Consider the following 21901-nt stretch of genomic DNA (forward strand, 5'->3'; position numbering starts at 1 on the left):
TGCCGGGCAGCCGGTACGGGGCGGAATCGGCCTGCACGGTGATCACCGACATGTGGTGGGCCACCACATCGTGCAACTCCCGTGCGATCCGGGCCCGTTCCTCCAGCAGCGTGCGCCGGGCCCGCTCCGCCTCGCTGATGCTCTCCTGCTCGGCGATCCGCTGCTGGGCGTCGCCCAGACCGCGCAGTGCCCCGGTCAGCGCCAGCATGACCCCGGCGAGTACGAAGAGCAGCGCGGCGGTGTTCATGACGCCCGGCGGCTGGAAGAAGCCCAGCACCGCCCCGACCCCGCCGGTCGCCAGCCACACCCCGACCAGGGTCCGGATGGACTCGCGCAGCCCGAGGCACGCCATCAGGACCAGGTAGCCGACGATGGCCATCGGAGTCCACGGCCAGGGGTGCCCGGACAGGCCGTCGGCCTGGATCAGCAGCACCGCTCCGAACGTGTCGGCCAGCAGGATCACGGCCCAGGCGGCGAGCGGCCGCGTCACGGCGAGGAGCAGCGGCACGGTCTGCGCCACCCCGAGTGCGCCCGACCAGCCGCCGCCCGCCTTGTAGTCGTTGGTGAGGACGGCGATGGTCACCGGCAGCAGCGTCACCACGAAGACGCCGATCACGAAGTACGGCAGCAGCCGCTGCCAGGCCTTGGGAGCCTGCGCGAACAGGGGCTGGGCCGCCCGCGCGGGCGTCCGCACGACGACGGCCAGCTGGGCCAGAGCGCCGGGCACGCGGGCCGGGCCGGAACCGGAGCGGGAGGTCGCGCGGGTCCGGCCGAGCCGCCGCGCACGGGGTTGGTCGCTCATGATCGGCCAGCCTACGGGACAGCCCTCATACGCCCGAGGGGCCGAAACGGGGCGGGGGTAGGCTGCTCGTCGGTCGATCACGGGGGATCAGGTCATGGGTGGCGCTGCCGCGCTCGAGAAGCTGGTGCCGGTGCTGCTGGCCTTCGGCGGCGGAGTGCTGCTCGCCCGGCGGAAGATCGTTCCCGCCGAGGCCTCCAAGGTGTTCGCCGACTACGCCTTCCTCTTCGCCGTCCCCTGCTACCTCTTCGGCAACATCTACGCCAGCGACCTTGCCGCTCTCTTCGACTGGCAGGCCATCGGTGGTTACGCCGCGGCGGCCGCCCTCGCCGTGGGCGCGGTCGTCGCGGTGGCCGTCGCCCACGGGCTGCGGGAGCCCCGCGAGGTGGCCCTGCGCGTGATGGCCGGGGTCCAGGTGAACACCGCCTACTTCGCCGTCCCCGTCTTCATCACCGTGTTCGGGACGGCCGCGCCCATCTTCCCGATCCTGCTCTTCCAGGTGTGCGTCCTGTCCCTGGTCGTCATCGCCCTCATGGAACTGGGCCGCGCGGGCCCCGCCGCCGGCAGCCCGGGCCGACGGCTCTCCCGCGCCCTCGGCGCCTCCCTCGCCACCCCGCTGGTCCTCGCGTGCAACGCAGGGATCCTGCTCAACCTGCTCTCGGTGCCCGTCCCGGAGGTGGTGCTGGACGGGGCCGCGTTCGTCGGCGACAGCGCCTCCCCGGTGGCCCTGTTCTCCCTCGGCCTCCACCTCGGCGGCCTCGGCCTGGACCTGCGGGGCACCACCCGCGAGGAGATGGCCCTCATCGCCTTCAAGTGCCTGGCCTTCCCCCTGCTGACCTGGGCGGTCTGCGGGGCCCTGTTCGGGGTCCGGGGCGAGTGGCTTGCCTACCTCGTCCTGATCGCCGCCATGCCGACCCCGCAGAACCTGTTCATCTTCGCCCAGCGCTACGACGTGGGAGTCGACCTCTCGGCCTCCATAGTGATCAAGACGTCACTCGTTTCCCTCCTGTTGCTGCCCCTGTGGCTGCAGACTGCCGTGTCATGAGCGAACCGAAGCCGCCCCCCGTCCCCCTCGCCTTCGCCACCCTCGGACTGCTGGCCGCCTGGGCCGTGCACGACCTGGAGGAAGTGGCGACGACGGCACGCTGGTCCCGTACCCGGGTCCCCGTCCTGCGCGAGCGCCACCCGCGCGTCCCCGACCGGATATGGCGGCGGCTCGAAGCCGTCGACGGCCGCGAGTTCGCCACTGCCGTGGGCTTCATGGGCCTCGTGGTGGCCGCCGCCTCCGCCGACGGACACCGCACCGGCGGCCGTTCCGCCTTCTACCAGAGCGCGCTGACCGGATTCGGCCTGCACGGCCTCGTCCACCTCGGACAGGCCGCCGCCACCCGCGGGTACACCCCGGGCGTGGTCACCTCGCCGCTCGTCGTCGTCCCCTTCACGCTCTGGGCCAGGGGCCGGCTGCGGCGCGCCGGAGTGCTGCGGCCCGCCCGGGTGCGCGACGCCGTCGGGGGCCTGGCGCTGGCCGCCGTCGCCACGGCCGCGGCGCACGCCGCGGCACGCCGGATCCGCTGACCCGTCCGGGTCCCCGGCCGCGCGGGGCGGGCCGGCTCGTTCCCCCGGCGGGCTCTGCTCGTTGACCGGGCATGGAAATGCCGACCATCGCGGCGCCCGGCGTCGGGGAACGCGCCGACGCCGTGGCCGATGCCGCCTGCCACCTCTACGACGCCGTCGCCCCCTGGGGCGGCGCGGCGCCCGGCGGGTGGAGCCGGATCGCCGCCGAGGACGCCGCCGAGGCGATCGAGACCACCGCGCACGCCCTCGCGCGCACCCACCCGAGGGCCGAGGTCGTCCTCGCGCCGGTCCACGCCGCCCTGGCCGACCTGCGCCGCCAGCTGGGCCTCCCGCCCGCCGACCAGCTGACCGCGGACGGGCTCCCGGCGACCCCGCGTACGGTCGGCAACCCGCGCCGCACCCGGTGGGTGCGGGTGCTCACCCCGCCTTTGCCCCGGCAACCGCCTTCTCGTACAACTTCCTGATGTCGGCGCCGAAGTAGGAGCTGTACGAGGTGTCCGCCGTGTCCCCGCCGGTCTTCCAGCCGCCGATCACCCCGACCACGTCACCGGTCCCGGTCCGCGCGTCGTAGCGGGTCAGGAACGGGCCGCCGCTGGTCCCGCCGGGATAGCCCGTGCAGTCGATCCGCAGGAACGATCCCGGAATCTTCGGATCGGCGCTGGTGAACTTCGTCGTCCGGTTGACGCACAGGCGCGGGCGCGCGGCGGACGCCGGATAGCCGATCAGCGTGACCTTGGGGTGGGCGTACGGCCCGCCGGTGACCAGGCGGTTCCCGCCGACCACGGCCTCCACCCGGAAGCCGTCGGCGTTCGGCCCCACTTGGGCGAAGGCCACGTCGAGTCGGGCGGCCCGGTCGGCCCCCTGGGACACGTAGCGGGGGTCGATCCACACCTTCGCGCGCCCGGCGGCGTTCCGCAGGACCGGGAACAGGCCGTACGGCTGCGGTTTCGCGCGCGTGTACCGCGGTACGAAGGCCACTTGGCGGGCGTCGGAGCCGAGCAGGCAGTGGCCCGCGCTGAGCACCAGGTCGCGGCCGGGGGAGGAGACCACGCTCGCGGTGCAGAAGTAGGCCCCGGCGCCCTTCATGACGAACATCCGGCCGACGACGGGGACGCCGTCGAAGTCCTGCCCGACGCCGGGACCCGCGAGGAGGGGCAGGTGGGCCGGGACGGGCGCCCGGGTCGGCGTCGTGGCCGGAGTCGGCGTGGGTGTGGGGGTGGGGGTGGGCGTCGGCGTGGGGCTGAGTACCGGGCTCGGCGGCGTCGGGAGGGGCACGGCCGCCGGGGCGGCCGGGCTCACGGCCTGCGCGTCGGGCGTGCCGGCCGGGCCCGGCGAGGGCACCGGTGCCGGGTCCGGTGCCGGGTCCGGTGCCGGATCCCCGGGCAGCAGGACGGCGGAGGCCATCCGCTCGGGCGTCCAGAAGGCCGCCGCCTCGCGGGCGGACCAGCGGGAGGGGCCCGCCGGCCCGGCCGGCCCCTCCTCGGCGACGGGCAGCGGCCCTCCGGGCAGCAGCAGCGCTGCCGTTGCCGCGGCCATCGTCAACGTACGTAGCATGCGGAGCTCCTCGTGGCGGTAGCTGGGACGGGCGCGCCCGTGGCAGGCCTGGTCGGCCCGGTGGCCCGGACGGTCTAGTGCTGTGGCCGGAAAGGTTTGCCGGGCGGCGCGACCCGGTGAGCCTTTCCGGCCACAGCACTAGACGGCCTGGGGGAAGCGGAACAGCCGGCCGGGGTCGTAGCCGCGCCGGACCTCCTCCAGGCGCGGGAGGTTCGGCCCGTAGTAGGCCTCCCGCCAGTCGGCGAGCTCGGGGTCGGCGTAGTTCTGGTAGGCGCGCCCGCTCGCCCAGGGGCGCAGGTCCCGCCAGAGCCCGTCGAGCCAGTCCTGGTGCCGGGCCGCCTCGGAGGCCGGCGCGGACTCGGGCCAGTAGACGAGGTACTGGGCGAGGAACGCGCTGTCGCGGTGGGTGAAGGCGGTGGCGGTGGCGGGCACGCGGTTGACGGCGCCGCCGCAGACCCCGTCGAACTGGACCACGCCCCGCCCGCCGCGCGGCACGGACGACGGGTAGCGCCGGACGGCGTCGAGTACCGCTCCGATCGCCGCGTCGGGCAGCCCGGCAGCGGCCCAGAAGTCCGAGCGGGCGGCGTACGAGTCCCGGCCCAGCCGCCCCCGCGGGTCCCGGCCGGGCAGCGTGCCCGGCAGCCGGCACTGTGCGGCGCTCCGCTCCAGGCAGCCCGCCATCGCCCGGACGGTGTCCCCGTAGCCGCGGACGACGATCAAGCTGTCCCGGGGCTGCCCGCCGATCAGGTCGGACAGCCGGGTGAGCTGCGCCTCCAGCTCGCGGCGCCCGTCGAGGGACACCACGCGGACCGCCGGGGCGGGCGCGGTCCCGGTCTCGACGACGAACTCCACCTGGCTCCAGAACGGGTCCGGCAGTTTGCCCAGCCAGCGCTGCCAGCCGCGCAGCACCGCAGCGGAGTCGCCGCCGGGCCAGTGGAGTTCGGCGAAGGCGCAGTCGCCGACCGGATGGGTGTCGAAGCGGAACTCGGTGACCACCCCGAAGTTGCCGCCCCCGCCGCCGCGCAGGGCCCAGTACAGGTCGGGGTCCCGGTCGGCGGAGACCTCGCGGACGGCACCGTCGGGGGTGACCACCCGGGCGCCCGTGAGCCGGTCGGCGGTGGTGCCGTACGCCCGGGCGGCCAGGCCGAGGCCGCCGCCGAGGGTGAGCCCGGCGATGCCGACGGAGGGGCACAGCCCGGTCGGGATGCCCAGGCCCCGCCCGGCGAGCGCGGCGTTCACGTCGCCCAGCCGGGCTCCCGCGCCGATCCGTACGCCGGCCGGTGCGCCTGTGGGTACGCCGGCCGGTGCGTTCGCGCGTACGCCGGACCCCTCGACCGTGACAGACGCCATGGCTCCGGTGTCCAGCACCAGGCCCGCGGCCCGGGTGGACCAGCCCGCGTAGCTGTGCCCGCCGCCGCGCGGTACCACCGCGGCGCCGGAGCGGCGGGCGAAGTCCAGGCAGACGGCCACGTCGCCCGCGTGCGCCGGATAGGCCACCGCACCGGGCGCGACGGCGTCGTAGCGGGGCTGGAACAGCTGCCGTGCCTCGGCATAATCCGCTTCGCCCGGGAGCACCACCCGCCCGTCGATCCCGCGGGCGAGGGCGCCGTAGTCCGGGCCCCCGGCCGCCGCGCCGACGGTGGCGAGCACGGCCGCGGCCGCGCTCCCCAGGACCTGGCGGCGATGGAGGCTCATGCCTCCTTCCTGCCACCGCCCGGGCCGATCGGCGTGAAGGCGGGCCCACACACACCGGGTTGCCCCCCGAACGGCCCACGGCGGAATCGATTCGGCTGGTCGTATGAGCAGTTCGGTCCGGGCGGCGGGCGACATTAGGGTGCACCCATGGCTCTCGTGGACCTCAGCGCGCCCGGCGAAGACTTCGACGCCGACCCCTACCCCTTCTACGCCGCCCTGCGCACGGCCGGTCCCGTCCACCAGCTGGCCGTCGGCGGCGACCGCTCCTGGCTGGTCGTCGGCCATGACGAGGCCCGGCAGGCCCTCAACCACCCCGCCCTGGCGAAGAACTGGCTCGGCTCCGAGCTGTTCGGCCTCCCGGCCGCCGCCGCCCACACCAACCTGCTGGAGTCGGACCCGCCCCACCACACCCGGCTGCGCCGCCTGGTGTCCCGCGAGTTCACCGCCCGCCGCGTCGAGGCGTTGCGGCCCCGCATCCAGCAGGTCACCGAGGAGCTGCTCGACGCGATGGCGGCCCGCCCCGACCGCCGGGGCGACCTGATCCGGGACTTCGCCGTACCGCTGCCGCTGACCGTCATCTGCGAACTCCTCGGCGTCCCCGACCTGGACAGCTCGCGCTTCCGCTACTGGTCAGGGGAGGTAGTGGCCCCGCTGGGCAATGCCGGCCCGGACAGCCGCGTCATGGAGCAGCTGACCGCCTACCTCCTCGAACTCGTCGAGGCCAAGGCGGCCGACCCCGGCGAGGACCTGCTCAGCGCCCTGATCCGGACCCGCGACGAGGACGGCGGCCGGCTCTCCCCGGACGAACTGATCGGGATGGCCTTCCTGCTCCTGATCGCGGGCCACGAGACCACCGTGAACCTGATCGGCAACGGCATACGGGCCCTGCTGGCGCACCCGGACCAGCTCGCGGCCCTGCGCGCCGACCCCGAAGGGCTGATCGACGGCGCGGTGGAGGAGATGCTGCGCTACGACGGCCCGGTGCAGCACGCCACGTACCGCTTCGCCGTCGCCGACCTGGAACTCGGCGGGGTCACCGTCCCGGCCGGCGCCTCCGTCCTGGTCGCCCTCGCCGCCGCCGACCGCGACCCGGCCCGCTTCGCCGAGCCCGACGTCTTCGACATCCGCCGGACCGGACCTGGCCACCTGGCCTTCGGGCACGGCATCCACTTCTGCCTCGGCGCCCCGCTGGCCCGGATGGAGGGCCGCATCGCCGTCCGCGCCCTGCTCGAGCGGTTCCCGGAACTGGCCGAGGACCCGGACGCCGGGCCGCGCGACTGGCTGCCGGGCACGCTGGTACGGGGTGTCACCCGGCTTCCGCTGCGCTGGTAGCGGGCCGCGCCGGCCCGCTCAGGCCCGCTCAGGCCGGCTCAGTTCTTGCGGGCCAGCAGGAAACCCTGCGCGGACCTCTCGTACCCCTCGGGCTCCCGGACCAGCCGGGCCACCTCGGCGAGCCCGGCCCCGGCCAGCAGGGCGGCGATCCGGTCGGGCGGGGTCCAGTACACGTCGAGGTCGACGGGGTGGCCGTACGCGTGCTCCAGCCGGATCCGCTCGTCGCCCGCCTTGAACGCGATCAGCGCGTACCCGCCCGGGGCCAGCACCCGCGCGAACTCCGCGAACACCGGCGGGAGTTCCGAGGGCGGGGTGTGCACCGTCGAGTACCAGGCCAGGACCCCGCCGAGCACACCGTCCGCCACGTCCAGCGCGGCCATCGAGCCCACCTCGAAGCGCAGCCCCGGATAGGTCCGGCGGGCCACCGCCACCATCGCCGGGGACAGGTCGACCCCGAAGGTCCGTACCCCGAGCGCGTCGAGATGCGCCGTCACCCGTCCGGGACCACAGCCCAGATCGGCGACCGCCCGGCCCCCGCCGCCCTCCTCGCCGCGCACGTACTCGGCGAACGCGGCGAGCATGGCCCGGTCCAGGGGCCCTTCGGCGAGGGCCGTCCCGAGCAGCCGGGCGTAGTCGGCGGCGACGGCGTCGTAGGACGCCCGGACGGCGGTCAGGCGCGAGGTCTCTGTCATGCCCCTGAAAGTAGCCCGCCGGGCGCCGCGGCTCACCCCCCAGCTAGTGCTGCGACCGGAAAGGTTCATCGGGTCGCGCCGCCCGGTACGGCGCCTCGCCGCGTTGTCGGACCGCGCCGGTACGTCCAGCACGGGTCGCGGCCCTCCGCCTTGCGATGCTTCCCCTAGACGAGTAAGTCCGAAGTGGCGTCGTCCGCCCGCAGGGCGGGCGGACGACGCCACTTCGGACTTACTCGTCTAGGAGCCTGCGGGCCTGGGGAGACCCCATGCACCGGACGACGCGACCCGATGAACCCTTCCGGTCACAGCACTAGCGGATTGGGCAGTTCCGCCCACTGGTCGCCGGGGACGCCTGGGCTCAGCCGCATCAGGGTGAGCGCCTTGGTCGGCAGCGGGCCGGTCAGCAGGGCCTCGGTGTCGGCGGTGGGGGAGAGCCCGGCCGCCTGGGCGAGGAGTTCGGCGAAGGCGCCGGCCGAGCCCGCCGTGGCGCCGAGCGCCCCCGTCACCAGCGACCCGAACAGCTTGCGCCGCAGGGTGGTCACGTCGTCGGTGACCAGCCGGCCCGACAGGGGCGGCACCGGCAGGCCGTGCCGCAGGAGCCGGGCGGGGCTGATGCGGATGTCGGCGAGGTCGCGGTAGACCAGCCGGACCGGCGCCCCGGTCGCGGAGACGACGACCAGGAGGTTCTGGCCGTGGGCCTCCAGGGCCACCCCGAGCTCCAGAGCGCGCAGGCACACCGAGAGCGCGAGGCGGGCGAAGGCGGCCTGCCAGGCGGCCGAACGGGCCGGCGGGAAGGCGGCCAGCGCCGCCACCGGGAGCACCCGCTCACCGGCGGAGGCGTCCGCGTACACCTCCGGCGGCTCGCGCAGCACGGCCGCCAGGTCCGGGCTGTGCGCGCTCGCCGCGCCGAGGGTGCGGGTGATGTGCAGCCGGCCGTCGAGCCGCTCGGACAGGGTCTCGGCGAAGGCGGAGACGGCCGCCGCCGTTTCGACGGAGTAGACCGAGATGTCCCGTACGGAGGAGGTCAGCCGGGTGCTCAGCGCGGTCTTCACATGCGCCCCGCCGAGCAGGTCCGCCCCGCCGGCCTCGCCGGTACCGCCCGCCTCGCCGGCACCGCCCGCCCCGTCCGGCGCGGGTGCGAGGGTGCGCAGGGACATCAGGGGATGCGCCGGGAATCCGCCCCGGACCCGCTCGTGGGTGAGCACGTGCTCCGCCTGCCACGGATGCACCGGGAGCAACAGCCGCCCCCCGTCCCGGAGCCGGGCCGGCCAGTCGCCGGTGACCACGCACTCCTCGGCCCGTACGGCGACCAGCCCCAGCTCCACCACCGGCCGGTGCTCCGGCGCGTACGCGAGCTGCTCGGCCACCGAGAAGCCGGGCCGGGAGCGGCAGTTGGGGTGGTACGGATGCCCGTCCACCACCCGCTGCTCCCATCCCCAGAGGGTCCGCGGGTCCTCCTCGGGCCCCTCCTCGCCGCCCGCCCGGGACAGCGCCAGCGAGGCCGTGCTGTCGTCCAGCTCGGCGGCGAACTCCTTGCCGTACGGCACGTCCAGCGCCGTCACCAGCCGGGCGGCCTGACGGTACGCCCTGCCGTCGAGCCGCAGCTCGCCGACGTACGCCCCGGTCGCGCAGGGATCCGGAAGCGGGCCCTCCAGCCGGCTGCCCCCGGCCAGTGTGAGCACCAGGCCGCCGGGCCCGCGCTCCCGGCTCACCACCCAGGGCAGGGGCTCGAAGGCCAACGCCCGCCACAGCCGGGTCAGTACGGCCGCCCGGGCGCCGCCGAGCGCCGCGGTGTACGCGGGGACGAGCGCGGGGCGTACGGAGGTCAGCCCGGCGGCGATCGCCTCCTCGGCCGGGGAAGCGGGCGCGTCGGCGCTCGGGTGCGTGCTGCGGTCCAGGGTCCTGTTCCTCTCAGGGGTACGGGCGGGGGCACGTGGGTACATCGCCACGAAGCGATGATCGGGTCATCATCGCGGATACTGATGATCATGGCCGGTGATACGCCGTGAATCTCCGGCGCACCGCGACGGACCGATTGGAATCAGTGGACCTCAACACCCTCGCAGACGCATATGCTGCGACCCCGCTCCTGAACTGCCTGCTCAGAGAGGCCGCGGAGCCGGCCACGGAACACGGCGCGGGCACCCACCGGCTGCTCGGCAGCGGGCGGCTGCTGCGGGTGCGGGGCGGGCGCCGACCCGTACGGCCGGAGCTGCGTACGGCGGACGGCTGGCATCCGCTCAGCCACACCGAACTGGTCAAACTCACCTCCGACGAACTGCGCCAGTACACCGGTGTGTCCAACGGCGAACTCCCCGTCGAAATGGCCGACAGCCGTGCGACCGTCGCCGCCCTGCTGACCGCCCGGGCCGGGGCCGCGCCCGCGCGGGACCCGTACCTGCGATCCGAGCAGTCCCTGGTCATGGGCCACCCGCACCACCCCGCGCCCAAGGCCCGGGGCGGAGCCCCGGCCGCGAGCTGGCTGCCGTACGCGCCCGAGGCCCACGCCCGCTTCCCGCTGGTCTTCCTGGCACTGCGCGAGGACCAGGCGGTCGAGGAGGGCGGCCCGGCGGCCGCCGCGGCGCTCGACTCGCTGGCCGACGTCCTCGACGGGCCGCGCCCGCCCGCCGGTTACCGGCTGCTGCCCGCCCACCCCTGGCAGCTCGACCTGGTCGGAGCCCGGCGCGCGGTGCGCGAGGCCTTCGCCGACGGGCGGCTGCTGCGGCTCGGTGAGAGCCGGCTGCCCGCCTGGCCCACCGCTTCGATCCGGACCCTGTACGTGCCGGACCCGGCCGCCGACCTGTTCGTGAAGTTCAGCCTCGACGTCCGCATCACCAACGACGTGCGCCGGCTCTGGCGGCACGACCTGCTGACGCTGCGCCGCACCGACGCCGCGGCCGCCGCCGGCTTCGCCGCCCTGCGCGCCACCGGATCGGACGCGGCCTGGCTCGCCGACCGCGGCTACCGCACCGCGGGCTTCGCCTTCGAGGAACTGGCCGTGCTGGTCCGCGACGGCCTGCACGCGCACATACGGCCCGGGGCCACGCCGCTGCTGGCCGCCGCGCTCGCCGAGAGCGACCCCGGGAACCCGCTGGCGCGCACCGCCGACCCGGCCGGCTGGTGGCGGGCGTACCTGCGCCAGGTCGTGCCGCCGGTGCTGGAGCTGTTCGCCCGGCACGGGGTGGTGCTGGAGGCCCACCTCCAGAACACCCTCGTCGCCTTCGACGCGTCGGGCACGCCGGTGCAGGCCCTCTTCCGGGACGCGGAAGGGGTGAAGCTCATGCCGGACCTGGACCGTGCGGCCGCCTGGCAGCGGCTGGTCTACTGCCTGGTCGTCAACCACCTGATGGAGATCGCGGGGGCGCTGGCCGAACGGCATCCGGACGTCTCGCCGTTCGTGTGGCCCGCCGTACGCGAGGAGTTCCTGCGCTACGACGCCACCCGCGGCCTCCCCGAGACGGCGGAGCTCCTCGCCGCCCCGGCCCTGCCCGCCAAGACCAACCTGCTGCTGCGCTGGACGCGGGCGGACGGGGCGGCCGCCCGCTATCTGCCGCTGCCGAACCCGCTGCGGGGGTAGGCCCCCCGAAGGGGCGGCCGGAGCCGGCGGGCCGGAGCGGGAGCCCGGGGGTGCGGAATCGGCCAAGGTGGGTCCCGTACCCACGTCCCCCTCACCCAGAGGTATAGACCAATGCTACGTTGGTCGGGCAGACCGCGCAGTCCTTGACCACCCGTCAGAGGAGAAGCCATGCCCTCCCCTTCGCGGGGCGGCGGCCCGGCCGCCATGCCCAAGTACCAGCGGATCGCCGCAGCGCTGCGCCGCGATCTCGACCGCGCCGCACACGCCCCCGGCGGCCGACTGCCCTCCGAACGGAGTCTGGCCGCCCGCTATCAGGTCAACCGGCAGACGATCCGGGCCGCGCTGCAACACCTGCGCGAGGACGGACTCGTCGTCACCGGACGCAGGGGCAGCCGCCCCGTCGGCATCGCCGCCGGAGCACGGCCGGCCGCCCACCCGGCGCCGCCGGTCTCCGCGCCGGGTGAGAGCCGGCTCACGCTGGTCACCGTGCCGCCCTCGCTCGCCGCCCTGCTCGGCATGGGCGGCGGGGACCGCACCCTGGTCCACCACCGGCGCGAACGCGGCCCGGCGGGAGAGGTCGTCCGGCACGCCGTCACCTACCTCAGTCCGGGTGTCGTCGCGCGGATCCCCGAACTGGCCCGCTACGGCGACCGGGCCGCCGCCGTACGAGACGAGGACCTCGGCCCCCTGCACCGCTGGCTCGAACGGGCCGCGGCGGACGGCCGGCTCGCCGAGACCATCACCATGACCCGCACCACCCACCCCCAGGGCCCCTCGCCGGCCTGCGGGCTGACCGTCCGCCGCACCCTGCACGACTCCTCGGGGCGCCTGCTGGCCGTCACCGACCTGGCCTTCCCCTCCTGGGACCGGCTGACCTTCCACCGCGACCCCGCCGAGTCCGGCTTCTGCGTGATCTAGGGCAGTGACCGCACTGTGCGCGGCTCCTTGCGGGTCCCTACGCCTCGCCCGGTGCCCCCTGCTCGACGGCGAGGTCCGGGGCCGGGGGGAGACCGAGGAGGTCCGTCGCCTCGGGGCCGGTGATGTCCGGGGGGAGGGGCGGGGCGTCCGGGTCCGAGGCCGCGCCGGTCAGCAGGGCGAGCAGTCCGGCCACTTGGACCCCGGCCTCCGCGGGGTGGCGGAAGACGGCCCCCGGGGAGATCTCGTACCGGTTGCGCCGGCCGTCGCGGGCGCGCCGCAGGTACCCGTCCGACTCCAGGTCGGTGACGATCGTCTGCACGGTGCGTTCGGTCAGTCCGCAGACCGTGGCGACATCCCTGAGCCGCACGGCCGGGTCCCGGGCGATGGCCACCAGAACTCGTGCGTGATTAGTCAGAAATGTCCAATTTTGACGCTGCGACATACTCCCCATGCGCACATGATGCGATAGGCGATTCACGTGTTGCAAGACGCGAAACGGATTTCCGGTAATTCTTGACGTACGAGCAGAAGAGGTCCACCATCTACGGCAGTCAAGGTCCCGCGCCGCAAGCCGACAAGCCCAAGGAGCGAACCCCATGCCGGTCCCTGCCCCGTCCTCCCCTACCGCCCCCGCTGCCGCCCCCGCCGTCTCCGCCGCCGTTCCGTGCCCCCGCCGCAGCGCCGAGGCCGCCCGGATCGCGGGTCTGCCCCGGATCGACGAGCCCCGGGAAGTGGCCCCCGCGGACGCGAGGGAGCTGTCGAAGGTCTTCTTCCGGCGGCTGCGCGAACTGACCGAGGGCACGCCGGAGTACCAGTACGTCCGCAACACGCTCATTGAGATGAACGCCTCACTCGTCCAGTACGCGGTACGCCGCTTCCGCAGCCGCGGCGACGGCGGCGACATCGAGGACATCGTCCAGGTCGGCACCATCGGCCTGATCAAGGCCATCGACCGCTTCGATCCGGCTCGCGAGAACGAGTTCTCCACGCTGGCCATGCCGTACATCACAGGCGAGATCAAGCGGCACTTCCGCGACACCTCCTGGGCCGTCCGCGTCCCGCGCCGGCTCCAGGAGCTGCGCATCGACATAGCCAAGGCGAAGGAGGAGCTGACCGTCACACTCGACCGCTCGCCCACCGTCGCCGACCTCGCCGACCGCCTCTGCCTCTCGGACGAGGAAGTCATAGAGGGTCTCGTCGCCGCCAACGGCCACACCAGCGGCTCCCTGGACGCGCCGCACGCCGAACACGGCGAAGGCTCGACCGAGGGCCACACCCTCGCCGACGTCATGGGCGAGGAGGAGCCGGCCATGGAACTGGTCGAGGACATCCAGACCCTCGCGCCGCTGCTGGAGGAGCTCAGCGACCGCGAGCGCCGCATGCTGCGGATGCGCTTCGGCGAGGAGCTGACCCAGGCCCAGATCGGCGCCGCCCTCGGCATCTCGCAGATGCAGGTCTCCCGGCTGCTCACCCGCCTCCTGGCCCACCTGCGCATCTCCATGCTGGAGGACCCCGCGGATCCGGCGGACCCCGCGTCGCACGCGGCCGAAACCGCCGCGGGCCAGGCCTGACGCGGGCCGGCCCGGACAGACCGGGCCTGACGCGCAGCAAGCCCCACACCCTCGTACTGGTTGACCCGGCGGACCACCGCCGGGTCAACCAGTACGAGGGTGTCTTTCGTCACACCCCGGTCCGCCGGGTCCAACGGGCCCCGCACGTGAGGTGGGTCACCTCCACGTTTGCCCGGGCGAATGCCGGGCACCCGCGCAGCTGGAGCGGACCCGTGCCCTCCGGCAGACCTGCCGGAGGGCACGGCGCACGCGGGCCGATCCCGTCCCGCTCTACGGCCCGCCGGCCCCGCCAGGCGCACGCCGTCCCCGTACGACCCGCGAGGTTTATGTGTCCACGCTCCAGGCCGAGCACGTGTACAAGGTGTTCGGAAGACGACCCGGCGACGCCGCCGCCGCGGTCCGCGCGCTCGAAGGCGGCGCGGGCCGCGACGAGCTGCGGTCCGGCGGAACGACGGCTGCGGTCATCGACGCCTCCTTCAGCGTCGAGCCCGGCCAGATCTTCGTCGTCATGGGTCTGTCGGGCTCCGGCAAGTCCACGCTGCTGCGCATGCTCAACGGACTGCTGGCGCCCACCGCTGGACGCATCCTCTTCGACGGGCAGGACCTCACCGCGCTCAGTGCGCGCGAGCTGCGCCGCGTACGGTCCACGAAGATCAGCATGGTCTTCCAGCACTTCGCCCTCTTCCCGCACCGCGACGTGCTGGAGAACGCCGCCTACGGGCTGGAGGTCCAGGGCGTGCCCCGGGCCGAGCGCGAGCGGCGCGCCGCCGAGGCGCTGGCCCTGTGCGGGCTCGAAGGCTGGGAGAAGTCCTGGCCCGACGAGCTGTCCGGCGGCATGCAGCAGCGCGTCGGCCTCGCCCGCGCCCTGGCCACCGACGCGGAGCTGCTGCTGATGGACGAGTCCTTCAGCGCACTCGACCCGCTGATCCGCCGCGACATGCAGGACCAGCTGCTCGAACTCCAGCACCGCCTCAAGAAGACCATCGTCTTCATCACCCACGACCTCAACGAGGCCATGCGCCTGGGCGACGGCATCGCGGTGATGCGCGACGGCCGCATCGTCCAGCAGGGCACCGCCGAGGACATCCTCACCCGCCCCGCCGACGAGTACGTCGCCTCCTTCATCCAGGACGTGGACCGCTCGCGCGTGCTCACGGCCGACGCCGTCATGGACGAGCCCCCCACCGGGGTCGAGCCCTGCGGCTGCCCCACCGTCAGCGCCGACACCCCGCTCGCCGACCTGTGCTCCGTCAGCGCCCGCGTCCCGCACCCGGTCGCCGTCACCGACGCGGACGGCGCCGTCGTCGGCTCCGTGCCGCAGGACCGTCTCATCGCCTTCATCGGTGACGAACAACGGCCCCCGATGGCCTGCGTGGAGGTGGCCGCCTGATGCCCCGCCTCAACCTCGGCGCCTGGGTCGACAGCGGTGTCGACTTCCTCCAGCGCCACCTGTCCTGGCTGTTCGACGCCATCAGCGCGCTCGTCACCGGGCTCTACGACGGCATCGACGCCGTCCTGTCCGCCCCCGCCCCGCTGCTCTTCGCGGGCATCCTCGCCGTCGCCGCCTGGTGGCTGCGCGGTCTGCTGGCGGGCCTGCTCGCCTTCGCGGGTTTCGCCCTCGTCGACTCCGTCGGCCTGTGGTCCGAAGCCATGTCCACGCTGTCCCTGGTCCTGGTCGCCACCCTGGTCACGCTGGTGTTCGCGATCCCGCTGGGCATCTGGGCCTCGCGCTCCGACCGGGTCAGCGCGGTCCTGCGGCCGGTCCTGGACTTCATGCAGACCATGCCGGCCATGGTCTACCTGATCCCCGGCATCATCTTCTTCGGGGTGGGCGTGGTGCCCGGCATCATCGCCACCATCATCTTCTCGCTGCCGCCGGGCGTCCGGATGACCGAGCTCGGCATCCGCCAGGTCGACGGGGAACTGGTCGAAGCCGCCGAGGCCTTCGGCACCACCCCGCGCGACACCCTCGTACGCGTCCAGCTCCCGCTGGCCCTGCCCACGATCTTGGCGGGCGTCAACCAGGTCATCATGCTGGGCCTGTCCATGGTCGTCATCGCCGGCATGGTCGGCGGCGGCGGACTCGGCGGGGCCGTCTACAAGGCCATCGGCAACGTCGACATCGGTCTCGGCTTCGAGGCGGGCGTCTCCATCGTCATCCTCGCCATGTACCTGGACCGGATGACCGGGGCGCTCGGCCGCCAGGTCTCCCCGCTGGGCCGCCGTACGCTGGCCAAGGCGCGGGCCGCCGCGACCGGCGCCGCCAAGGTGTGGAACCACCGTCCCCAGCCCGCGTACGCGATCACCGGGGCCGTGGTCCTCGCCCTCGTCGCGGGCGGCCTGAACACCTTCGGCGGCCCGGCCCGCGAGGACGGCCCCGCCGGGGCCGCGGACATCGGCAAGGGCCGAACCGTCTCCATCGGCTACATCCCGTGGGACGAGGGCATCGCCTCCACCTTCCTGTGGAAGGAACTCCTCGAGCGCCGCGGCTTCAAGGTCGACACCCGCCAGCTGGAGGCCGGCGCGCTCTACACCGGCCTGGCCGGAGGCCAGCTCGACTTCCAGACCGACGCCTGGCTGCCCGTCACCCACGCCCAGTACTGGGAGAAGTACGGGAACAAGCTGGAGGACCTCGGCTCCTGGTACGGCCCCACCTCGCTGGAGCTGTCCGTGCCCTCGTACGTGAAGGACGTGCGCTCGCTCGCCGACCTCAAGGGCAAGTCCGGGCAGTTCAAGGGCCGGATCATCGGCATCGAGCCGAGCGCCGGGGTCATGTCGATCCTGAAGGACAAGGTCCTCAAGGAGTACGGGCTCGACGCCGAGTACCAGGTCGTCGACGGCTCCACCCCCGGCATGCTCGCCGAGCTCAAGCGGGCGTACGACAAGAAGGAGCCCGTGGTGGCCGTGCTGTGGTCGCCGCACTGGGCGTACTCCTCGTACGAGCTGACCAAGCTGGAGGACCCGAAGGGGGTCTGGGGCACCGGCGACGGGATCCACACCCTCGCCCGCAAGGGCTTCGCCGAGGACGAGCCGAAGGTGGCCGAATGGCTGCGTTCCTTCAAGCTCACCGAGGAGCAGCTCACCGGCCTGGAGGCGAAGATCCAGGAGACCGGCAAGGGCAAGGAGCAGCAGGCGGTCCGTGCCTGGCTGGCCGACCACCCCGAGATCGACCAGCTGGCCTGACGGCCGGGTGAACGCTGCGCGGGTCCCCGTACGAGCTCGTACGGGGACCCGCGCAGCGCGTGTACGCCCGCATCGGCGGCGGTTCAGCGGACCAGGACGCCCTCCGGCAGCCCCGCCGGATCCCGCCGCGGCTCCTCGGGCCGGGGCCTGGCGGGCCACCAGAGGGAGCGGCCCAGCAGCACCGCACAGGCGGGCACCAGGACGATCGACAGGACGAAGGCCGAGAGCAGGATCCCCAGCCCCGTCGCGAAGCCGATCTGCTGGGTGGCCGAGGCCGGGTTCACGGCGAGGCTGCCGAAGGAGGCGGCCAGCACCACTCCGGCGGTCGCGACGGCCGGAGCGGTGTGCCGGACCGCCCGGGCGACCGCGGCGCGGGCCGGACCCGGCCGCTCCATCTCCTCCCGGATCCGGTCGGTCACCAGGATGTTGTAGTCGGTGCCCAGCGCGACCACGAACAGGAAGAGGATCAGCGGGAGGGTGAAGGCCACCCCCGGCTGCTCCAGGGCGTGCTGGAAGACGAGCGCCGAGGCGCCCAGCGTCGCGGCGAACCCCAGCCCCACGGCGAGCAGCAGGACCAGGGGCGCGAGCAGGCTCCGCAGCAGCAGGAGCAGGATCAGCCCGATCAGTACCGCCGCCACCGGGAACACCACCCGCAGATCCTTGTCCACCACGGCCGAGATGTCGGCGAACACCGCCGAGGTCCCGCCCACATGGGCCTCGGTGCCCGCGGGCCGGTGCGCGGCGACCGTCTCCCGGACCGGACCGGAGGCCAGGTCGCGGGCCTCCTGGGTGTGCGGCGAGGCGTTCGGGAACAGGTCGATCCGCGCCGCCAGCCGGTCCTCGCTCAGCACGGCCGGAGCAACCCGGCCCACCCCGTCCACCTTCCCCAGCGCCCCGGCCAGCGCGCCGAGCCCGCCGTCGCCGAGCCCGCCGTCGCCGAGCGCGTCCGCCTCCGGCGCGGTGACGAAGACGCTGATGGGGTCCGACACGCCCGCGGGCAGGGCCCGTGCGATCTCGGAGGAGGTGACCGCGGACGCCGTGCGTTCGCCGCCCGTGTCGCCGGGGCCGTAGTCCATCCGGATCCCGGCCGTACCGGCCGCCAGCGCACCCAGCAGCGCGACGCACGCCAGGGCCGCCGCCACGGGCCGCCGGGCCACCCGGTCGCCCAGCCGCCCGGCGCTGCCCCCGCGGGGCTCCCGTTCCAGGGAGCGCGAGGGCCAGAACATCCGGCGCCCGGTGACGGCGAGCAGCGCGGGCATCAGGGTGAGGCTGCCCAGCAGCATCACCAGCACGGAGACGGCGATGGCCGGACCGAGCACCCGGAACTGCCCGAACGAGGCGACGGCGAGCGTGGCGAACGCGGCGACGATGGTCAGCGCCGCCGAGGTCACCGCCGTCCCCACCCGTCCGGCGACCTCGCACGCGGCGGAGCGCCCGGACTGATCGGGCCGCCTGCGCAGCTGCTCGCGGAAGCGGAACAGCAGGAAGAGGAAGTAGTCGATACCGATGCCGACCAGTACGACGTTGATCAGCTGCGGCGTGGAGGGGTCGAGGTCGATCCCCGTCAGCGCGGCGGCCCCGACCACCGTTCCCGTGGCCGCCCCGCCGACGACGGAGACGACGAGCAGCGGCAGCAGAGACGCGAGCAGACTGCGGAACACCAGCACGTGCAGCAGCACGATCGCCCCGAGCATCAGGATGCCGATGACGAGGGAGCGGGTCTTCCCGGCATCGGCGGTGTCCACGCCGTCGGCGAGCCCGCCGGTGAACCCGGTCCGCAGGCCCGCCTCCGCGAACTCGGCGCGGGCGTGCTCGCGGAAGGCCCGGTAGGTGTCGTGGACCCGGGGGTCCTGGGAGTTGCCCGTCAGCTCCACGGACAGCAGCCGGAAGCTGCGGTCGGGGGCCGTCATGGCCGGGCTGACCCGGGGCACTTGGGAATGGTCCGGGGAGAAGAACAGGTCGTCCTCCGACGGGGGCATGACGACCCGGTACCGGGCCAGCGCCGCGGCCTCCTCGTCGATGCGCCGCTCGTCGGCGTCCGCCAGCGGCGCGCCGTCCGCACGGGCCACCAGTACGGTCAGCGGGTCGGCGCCGGGCTTCACCCCGAACTTCTCCTCGGCGACCTGCAGGGCCGCGGCCGAGTCGTAGGCCGGGGGCAGGAAGTCCCCGCCGCTGCTCTGCGTGACGCGGTGGACAAGAGCCTGGCCCAGGAAGGTCAGTGCGATGCCGAGCACGGCCCACACGGCGATCACCTTCCACGGACGTCTCGTCGAGTATCCGGTCAGGGCGCGGATCACGTCGGTTCCTCCGGTGTGTGCGGTGCGTCCGGGGTTTCCCGGCCGGCTCCCAGACCATCAGTCGGAGCGGGCCGGTGCGTCCCGGCGGAGGACGATCCGCAGTCCGGGACCGGGGTCCGGACACCGGCCGGACCCAGGACCCCGGTCCTGGTCCGGCCCGCGACTCCAGGCCGGTGGAAGGGGGAGCGGCCGGTGCCAGAATGGATCACGGGGGCCGGCCGGGCGTCTGCCGGCACGGGCCGGGAGGGGCGGCCGGCGGGGGAGGACCGGCAGTGACGGACAAGGGAGCCGACCGGCTGACCTGGACGCGCCACGACGCACTCATGGCCATCGCGACCGCGGCGGTCGACCTGGTGGGGTTCTCGCAGGGATCCGTGTCCGAGACGGTGCCCCTCACGGTCGCGGCGGCCCTGGCGCTCGTACTGGCGGCGCTGGCCCTGGTCGCCCGGCACAGCCACCCGGTGACCGTGCTCGCCGTGGTGCTGCTCCTGGGCGTGGTGCCCAACCTCGCGACCCCGGTGCCCGCACCGCACTTCCCGATCAGCCTGGTCATCGCCCTGTACGCGGTCGTCAGGTTCCGCCGTCCCGCGGTGGCGGCGCCGTCCTGCCTCGCCGCCGTGCCCCTGCCCTCGGTGGGCCAGGGCGGCATGCTGCTGCCGCCCGGCTGGGGCGTCGTCGCCAACGCGGCGGTCGTGCTGCTGGTCGCCGGTTCGGCGGTGGTCATGAACCGCCGGCAGCGGGAGGCCGAGGCCCACCAACTGCTGCGGGCGGAGCGCGCGGTGGCCGAGGAGCGCCGCCGCATCGCCCGCGAACTGCACGACATCGTCGCCCACCACATCACCACCATGCAGCTGATGGCCGGCGGTGCGCGGGCCAATCTGGCGCACGACCCCGAGGTGGCGCGCGAGGCCCTGGTGACCCTGGAGGACTCCGGCCGGATGGCGCTGCGCGAGATGCGCCAACTCCTGGACGTCCTGCGGGCCGGGGAGGAGGCGGAGACCGGCCCCGAGGCCCCCCAGCCCGGGGTGCGGGACCTGGACCGGATCATCACCGAGTCGCGGCTGGCCGGTACGGAGACCGAGCTGACCGTGGACGGGCCGGTCCGCCCGCTGCCGCCGACCGTGGGCCTCACCGTCTTCCGGATCGTGCAGGAGGCCCTGACCAACACCCGCAAGCACGCCGGGGAGGCGCGGGCCCGGGTACGGCTGACGTACGGCGCCGACGAAGTCGCCGTGGAGGTACGGGACGACGGGACGGGAGCCTGGCCCCCCGCCGCCCGGCCCGCACGGTCCGCGCCGCCCCGCTCCGGGTACGGTCTGATCGGAATGCACGAACGCGTCGCCCTGCAGGGCGGCACCCTGGAGGCCGCCGCACTCGACGGCGGCGGCTTCAGGGTGGCGGCCCGCCTCCCGGCCCCGGGGGGCACCGGGGGCGGCCAGGGAGGGGAACGCCACCGATGATCCGCGTGCTCATCGCCGACGACCAGCCGCTGGTGCGGCGCGGCCTGGCTCTGATCCTGGGCCCCGACCCGGAGTTCGAGGTCGTGGGCGAGGCCGAGGACGGGGCCCGCGCCGTCGCCCTCGCGCAGCAGCTGCGGCCCGACGTGGTCGTCATGGACATCCGGATGCCCGTCCTCGACGGGGTCAAGGCCACCGGCGAACTGGCCCGCACCCTCCCGGAGACCCGGGTCCTGGCCCTCAGCACCTTCGACATGGACGAGTACGTGGTCGCCGCCCTGCGCGCCGGTGCGTACGGCTTCCTGCCCAAGGACATCTCCCCGGAGGAGCTGATCGCCGCCGTCCGCACCGTCCACACGGGGGAGGCCGCCGTTGCGCCGCGGCTGCTGACCCGGCTCATCTCCACCTACGTACGGCCCCCCGCGCGGTCCCGCCCCACGGCCGCGGTGACCCCGGCCGACCTCACCCCGCGCGAACGGGAGATATGGCAGCTGATGGCCACCGGCCTGGACAACGCGGAAACCGCCCGCGAACTGGACATCAGCGTCTCCACGGTCAAGAACCACATCACCGGCATCTTCGGCAAGCTCGGCGTCCGCGACCGCGCCCAGGCGGTCATCGCGGCGTACGAATCGGGCCTGGTGGAGGCCGGCAACGGGAGCGGTTGATCACCAAGTGCCCCCAAGAAGACCGGAATCCTCCTGGCGACCACACCTCTGACCAGCCAAAACACTGGATGATTCGCCCGTGCGGACGAGGCCCCGTCCATGGCACAGTGCGATCAGCCCAACCGCACGACAGGGAGCCTCCATGCGCGATCCGCACTCCACGCCCTTCGCGGCCGCACCCGAGTGCCTGCCGGAGCCCGGTCCGCTTCCCCGCTGCCCGGTGTGCGACCGGGTACCGGAGCGCATCTCCTGGCGCCAGCGCCCCGGAGAGCCGGTGGTGCTGGCCTTCGACCCCTGCGGCCACCGCGCCTCCTCGCCCGCCGCGCCCGTCCTCGCGGTCGTCCCGGCGGCGGGCCGCGGCGGAGCCGGCGGGGCGCGCCCGTTGGACCTGTGAGGCCAGGTCGTGTCGTCAAAGTGGCGTCGGCCGCCCGTAGGGCGGTGCTGTCGGGGTCTGGTGCGTGCGATCGCCAAGGCGGAGGACGGATGCTCCGCATGCGGACGCATCCGGCGACCTTGACGATCGCACGCGGCAGAGCGTGACAGTGCCGGACCCTACGAGCAGCCAGACGCCACTTTGACGACA

The 21901-nt window shown here is 74.2% G+C and carries 19 protein-coding genes; 12 read left to right on the forward strand and 7 right to left on the reverse strand.

The genetic code is table 11. From position 1 onward, the window contains the following. On the reverse strand, positions 1-802 hold an 802-nt coding region (locus OG447_RS22530; protein ID WP_266938986.1), incomplete at its 3' end, for a histidine kinase dimerization/phosphoacceptor domain-containing protein. 94 nt (positions 803-896) lie between these two features. Between OG447_RS22530 and OG447_RS22535 the strand changes: the two genes are divergently transcribed. The 3 genes from OG447_RS22535 to OG447_RS22545 all read left to right on the forward strand — a co-directional run bounded on the left by OG447_RS22535 (position 897) and on the right by OG447_RS22545 (position 2838). Next, positions 897-1844, forward strand: a complete 948-nt coding sequence (locus OG447_RS22535; RefSeq protein WP_266938987.1) for an AEC family transporter — start codon at positions 897-899, stop codon at positions 1842-1844. Then, complete coding sequence (locus tag OG447_RS22540; RefSeq protein ID WP_266938988.1) at positions 1841-2374, forward strand: HXXEE domain-containing protein; 534 nt, start codon at positions 1841-1843, stop codon at positions 2372-2374. Before OG447_RS22535 ends, OG447_RS22540 begins: the two co-directional genes overlap by 4 nt. Positions 2375-2445: 71 nt before the next feature. Continuing rightward, positions 2446-2838 (forward strand): hypothetical protein, encoded by a 393-nt coding sequence (locus OG447_RS22545; RefSeq protein WP_266938989.1) that lies wholly within the window; start codon positions 2446-2448, stop codon positions 2836-2838. Here OG447_RS22545 and OG447_RS22550 read toward each other — a convergent pair. Together OG447_RS22550 and OG447_RS22555 are read right to left on the reverse strand one after the other, a co-directional pair. After that, positions 2792-3928 (reverse strand): hypothetical protein, encoded by a 1137-nt coding sequence (locus tag OG447_RS22550; RefSeq protein WP_266938990.1) that lies wholly within the window; start codon positions 3926-3928, stop codon positions 2792-2794. The two genes, OG447_RS22545 and OG447_RS22550, sit on opposite strands and share 47 nt — an antisense overlap. 138 nt (positions 3929-4066) lie before the next feature. Further along, a complete protein-coding gene (locus OG447_RS22555; RefSeq protein WP_266938991.1) occupies positions 4067-5623 on the reverse strand; it encodes an FAD-binding oxidoreductase in 1557 nt (518 codons plus the stop codon). 147 nt (positions 5624-5770) lie between these two features. Here OG447_RS22555 and OG447_RS22560 point away from each other — a divergent pair, with 147 nt between their 5' ends. After that, positions 5771-6955 (forward strand): cytochrome P450, encoded by a 1185-nt coding sequence (locus OG447_RS22560; protein WP_266938992.1) that lies wholly within the window; start codon positions 5771-5773, stop codon positions 6953-6955. 38 nt (positions 6956-6993) lie between these two features. On the opposite strand, the gene OG447_RS22565 is transcribed toward OG447_RS22560, so the two are convergent. Together OG447_RS22565 and OG447_RS22570 are read right to left on the reverse strand one after the other, a co-directional pair. Then, the gene (locus OG447_RS22565; RefSeq protein WP_266938993.1) at positions 6994-7647 is read right to left on the reverse strand and encodes a class I SAM-dependent methyltransferase; all 654 of its coding nucleotides are present in this window, start codon (positions 7645-7647) and stop codon (positions 6994-6996) included. Positions 7648-7949: 302 nt separating this feature from the next. Further along, positions 7950-9590: an IucA/IucC family siderophore biosynthesis protein gene (locus tag OG447_RS22570; RefSeq protein ID WP_266940101.1), complete on the reverse strand. Its 1641-nt coding sequence runs from the start codon at positions 9588-9590 to the stop codon at positions 7950-7952. Positions 9591-9691: 101 nt separating this feature from the next. On the opposite strand from OG447_RS22570, the gene OG447_RS22575 reads away from it, so the two are divergent. Continuing rightward, positions 9692-11224 (forward strand): IucA/IucC family siderophore biosynthesis protein, encoded by a 1533-nt coding sequence (locus OG447_RS22575; RefSeq protein ID WP_266938994.1) that lies wholly within the window; start codon positions 9692-9694, stop codon positions 11222-11224. Between the two features lie 168 nt (positions 11225-11392). After that, the gene (locus OG447_RS22580) at positions 11393-12142 is read left to right on the forward strand and encodes a GntR family transcriptional regulator (protein ID WP_266938995.1); all 750 of its coding nucleotides are present in this window, start codon (positions 11393-11395) and stop codon (positions 12140-12142) included. 37 nt (positions 12143-12179) lie between these two features. Here the strand turns inward: OG447_RS22580 and OG447_RS22585 are convergent, their stop codons facing one another. Further along, positions 12180-12593 (reverse strand): winged helix-turn-helix domain-containing protein, encoded by a 414-nt coding sequence (locus OG447_RS22585; protein ID WP_266938996.1) that lies wholly within the window; start codon positions 12591-12593, stop codon positions 12180-12182. Between the two features lie 145 nt (positions 12594-12738). Here OG447_RS22585 and OG447_RS22590 point away from each other — a divergent pair, with 145 nt between their 5' ends. From OG447_RS22590 to OG447_RS22600, 3 genes are all read left to right on the forward strand, one after another. Continuing rightward, complete coding sequence (locus OG447_RS22590; protein WP_266938997.1) at positions 12739-13713, forward strand: SigB/SigF/SigG family RNA polymerase sigma factor; 975 nt, start codon at positions 12739-12741, stop codon at positions 13711-13713. Positions 13714-14041: 328 nt separating this feature from the next. Then, the gene (locus tag OG447_RS22595) at positions 14042-15103 is read left to right on the forward strand and encodes a glycine betaine/L-proline ABC transporter ATP-binding protein (RefSeq protein ID WP_266938998.1); all 1062 of its coding nucleotides are present in this window, start codon (positions 14042-14044) and stop codon (positions 15101-15103) included. Continuing rightward, positions 15103-16896: an ABC transporter permease/substrate binding protein gene (locus OG447_RS22600; protein ID WP_266938999.1), complete on the forward strand. Its 1794-nt coding sequence runs from the start codon at positions 15103-15105 to the stop codon at positions 16894-16896. Before OG447_RS22595 ends, OG447_RS22600 begins: the two co-directional genes overlap by 1 nt. Before the next feature lie 83 nt (positions 16897-16979). Here OG447_RS22600 and OG447_RS22605 read toward each other — a convergent pair whose 3' ends face one another. Next, complete coding sequence (locus OG447_RS22605; protein ID WP_266939000.1) at positions 16980-19193, reverse strand: MMPL family transporter; 2214 nt, start codon at positions 19191-19193, stop codon at positions 16980-16982. A 272-nt stretch (positions 19194-19465) separates the two neighbouring features. On the opposite strand from OG447_RS22605, the gene OG447_RS22610 reads away from it, so the two are divergent. From OG447_RS22610 to OG447_RS22620, 3 genes are all read left to right on the forward strand, one after another. After that, on the forward strand, positions 19466-20653 hold the full coding sequence (locus tag OG447_RS22610; protein WP_266939001.1) for a sensor histidine kinase: 1188 nt from the start codon (positions 19466-19468) through the stop codon (positions 20651-20653). Beyond that, positions 20650-21318: a response regulator transcription factor gene (locus OG447_RS22615; RefSeq protein ID WP_266939002.1), complete on the forward strand. Its 669-nt coding sequence runs from the start codon at positions 20650-20652 to the stop codon at positions 21316-21318. Before OG447_RS22610 ends, OG447_RS22615 begins: the two co-directional genes overlap by 4 nt. A 142-nt stretch (positions 21319-21460) precedes the next feature. Then, positions 21461-21712, forward strand: coding sequence for a hypothetical protein (locus OG447_RS22620; protein WP_266939003.1), 252 nt, complete (start codon positions 21461-21463; stop codon positions 21710-21712). Positions 21713-21901 lie beyond the last annotated feature (189 nt).

The organism is Streptomyces sp. NBC_01408 (genome assembly GCF_026340255.1).
Classification (GTDB): domain Bacteria; phylum Actinomycetota; class Actinomycetes; order Streptomycetales; family Streptomycetaceae; genus Streptomyces.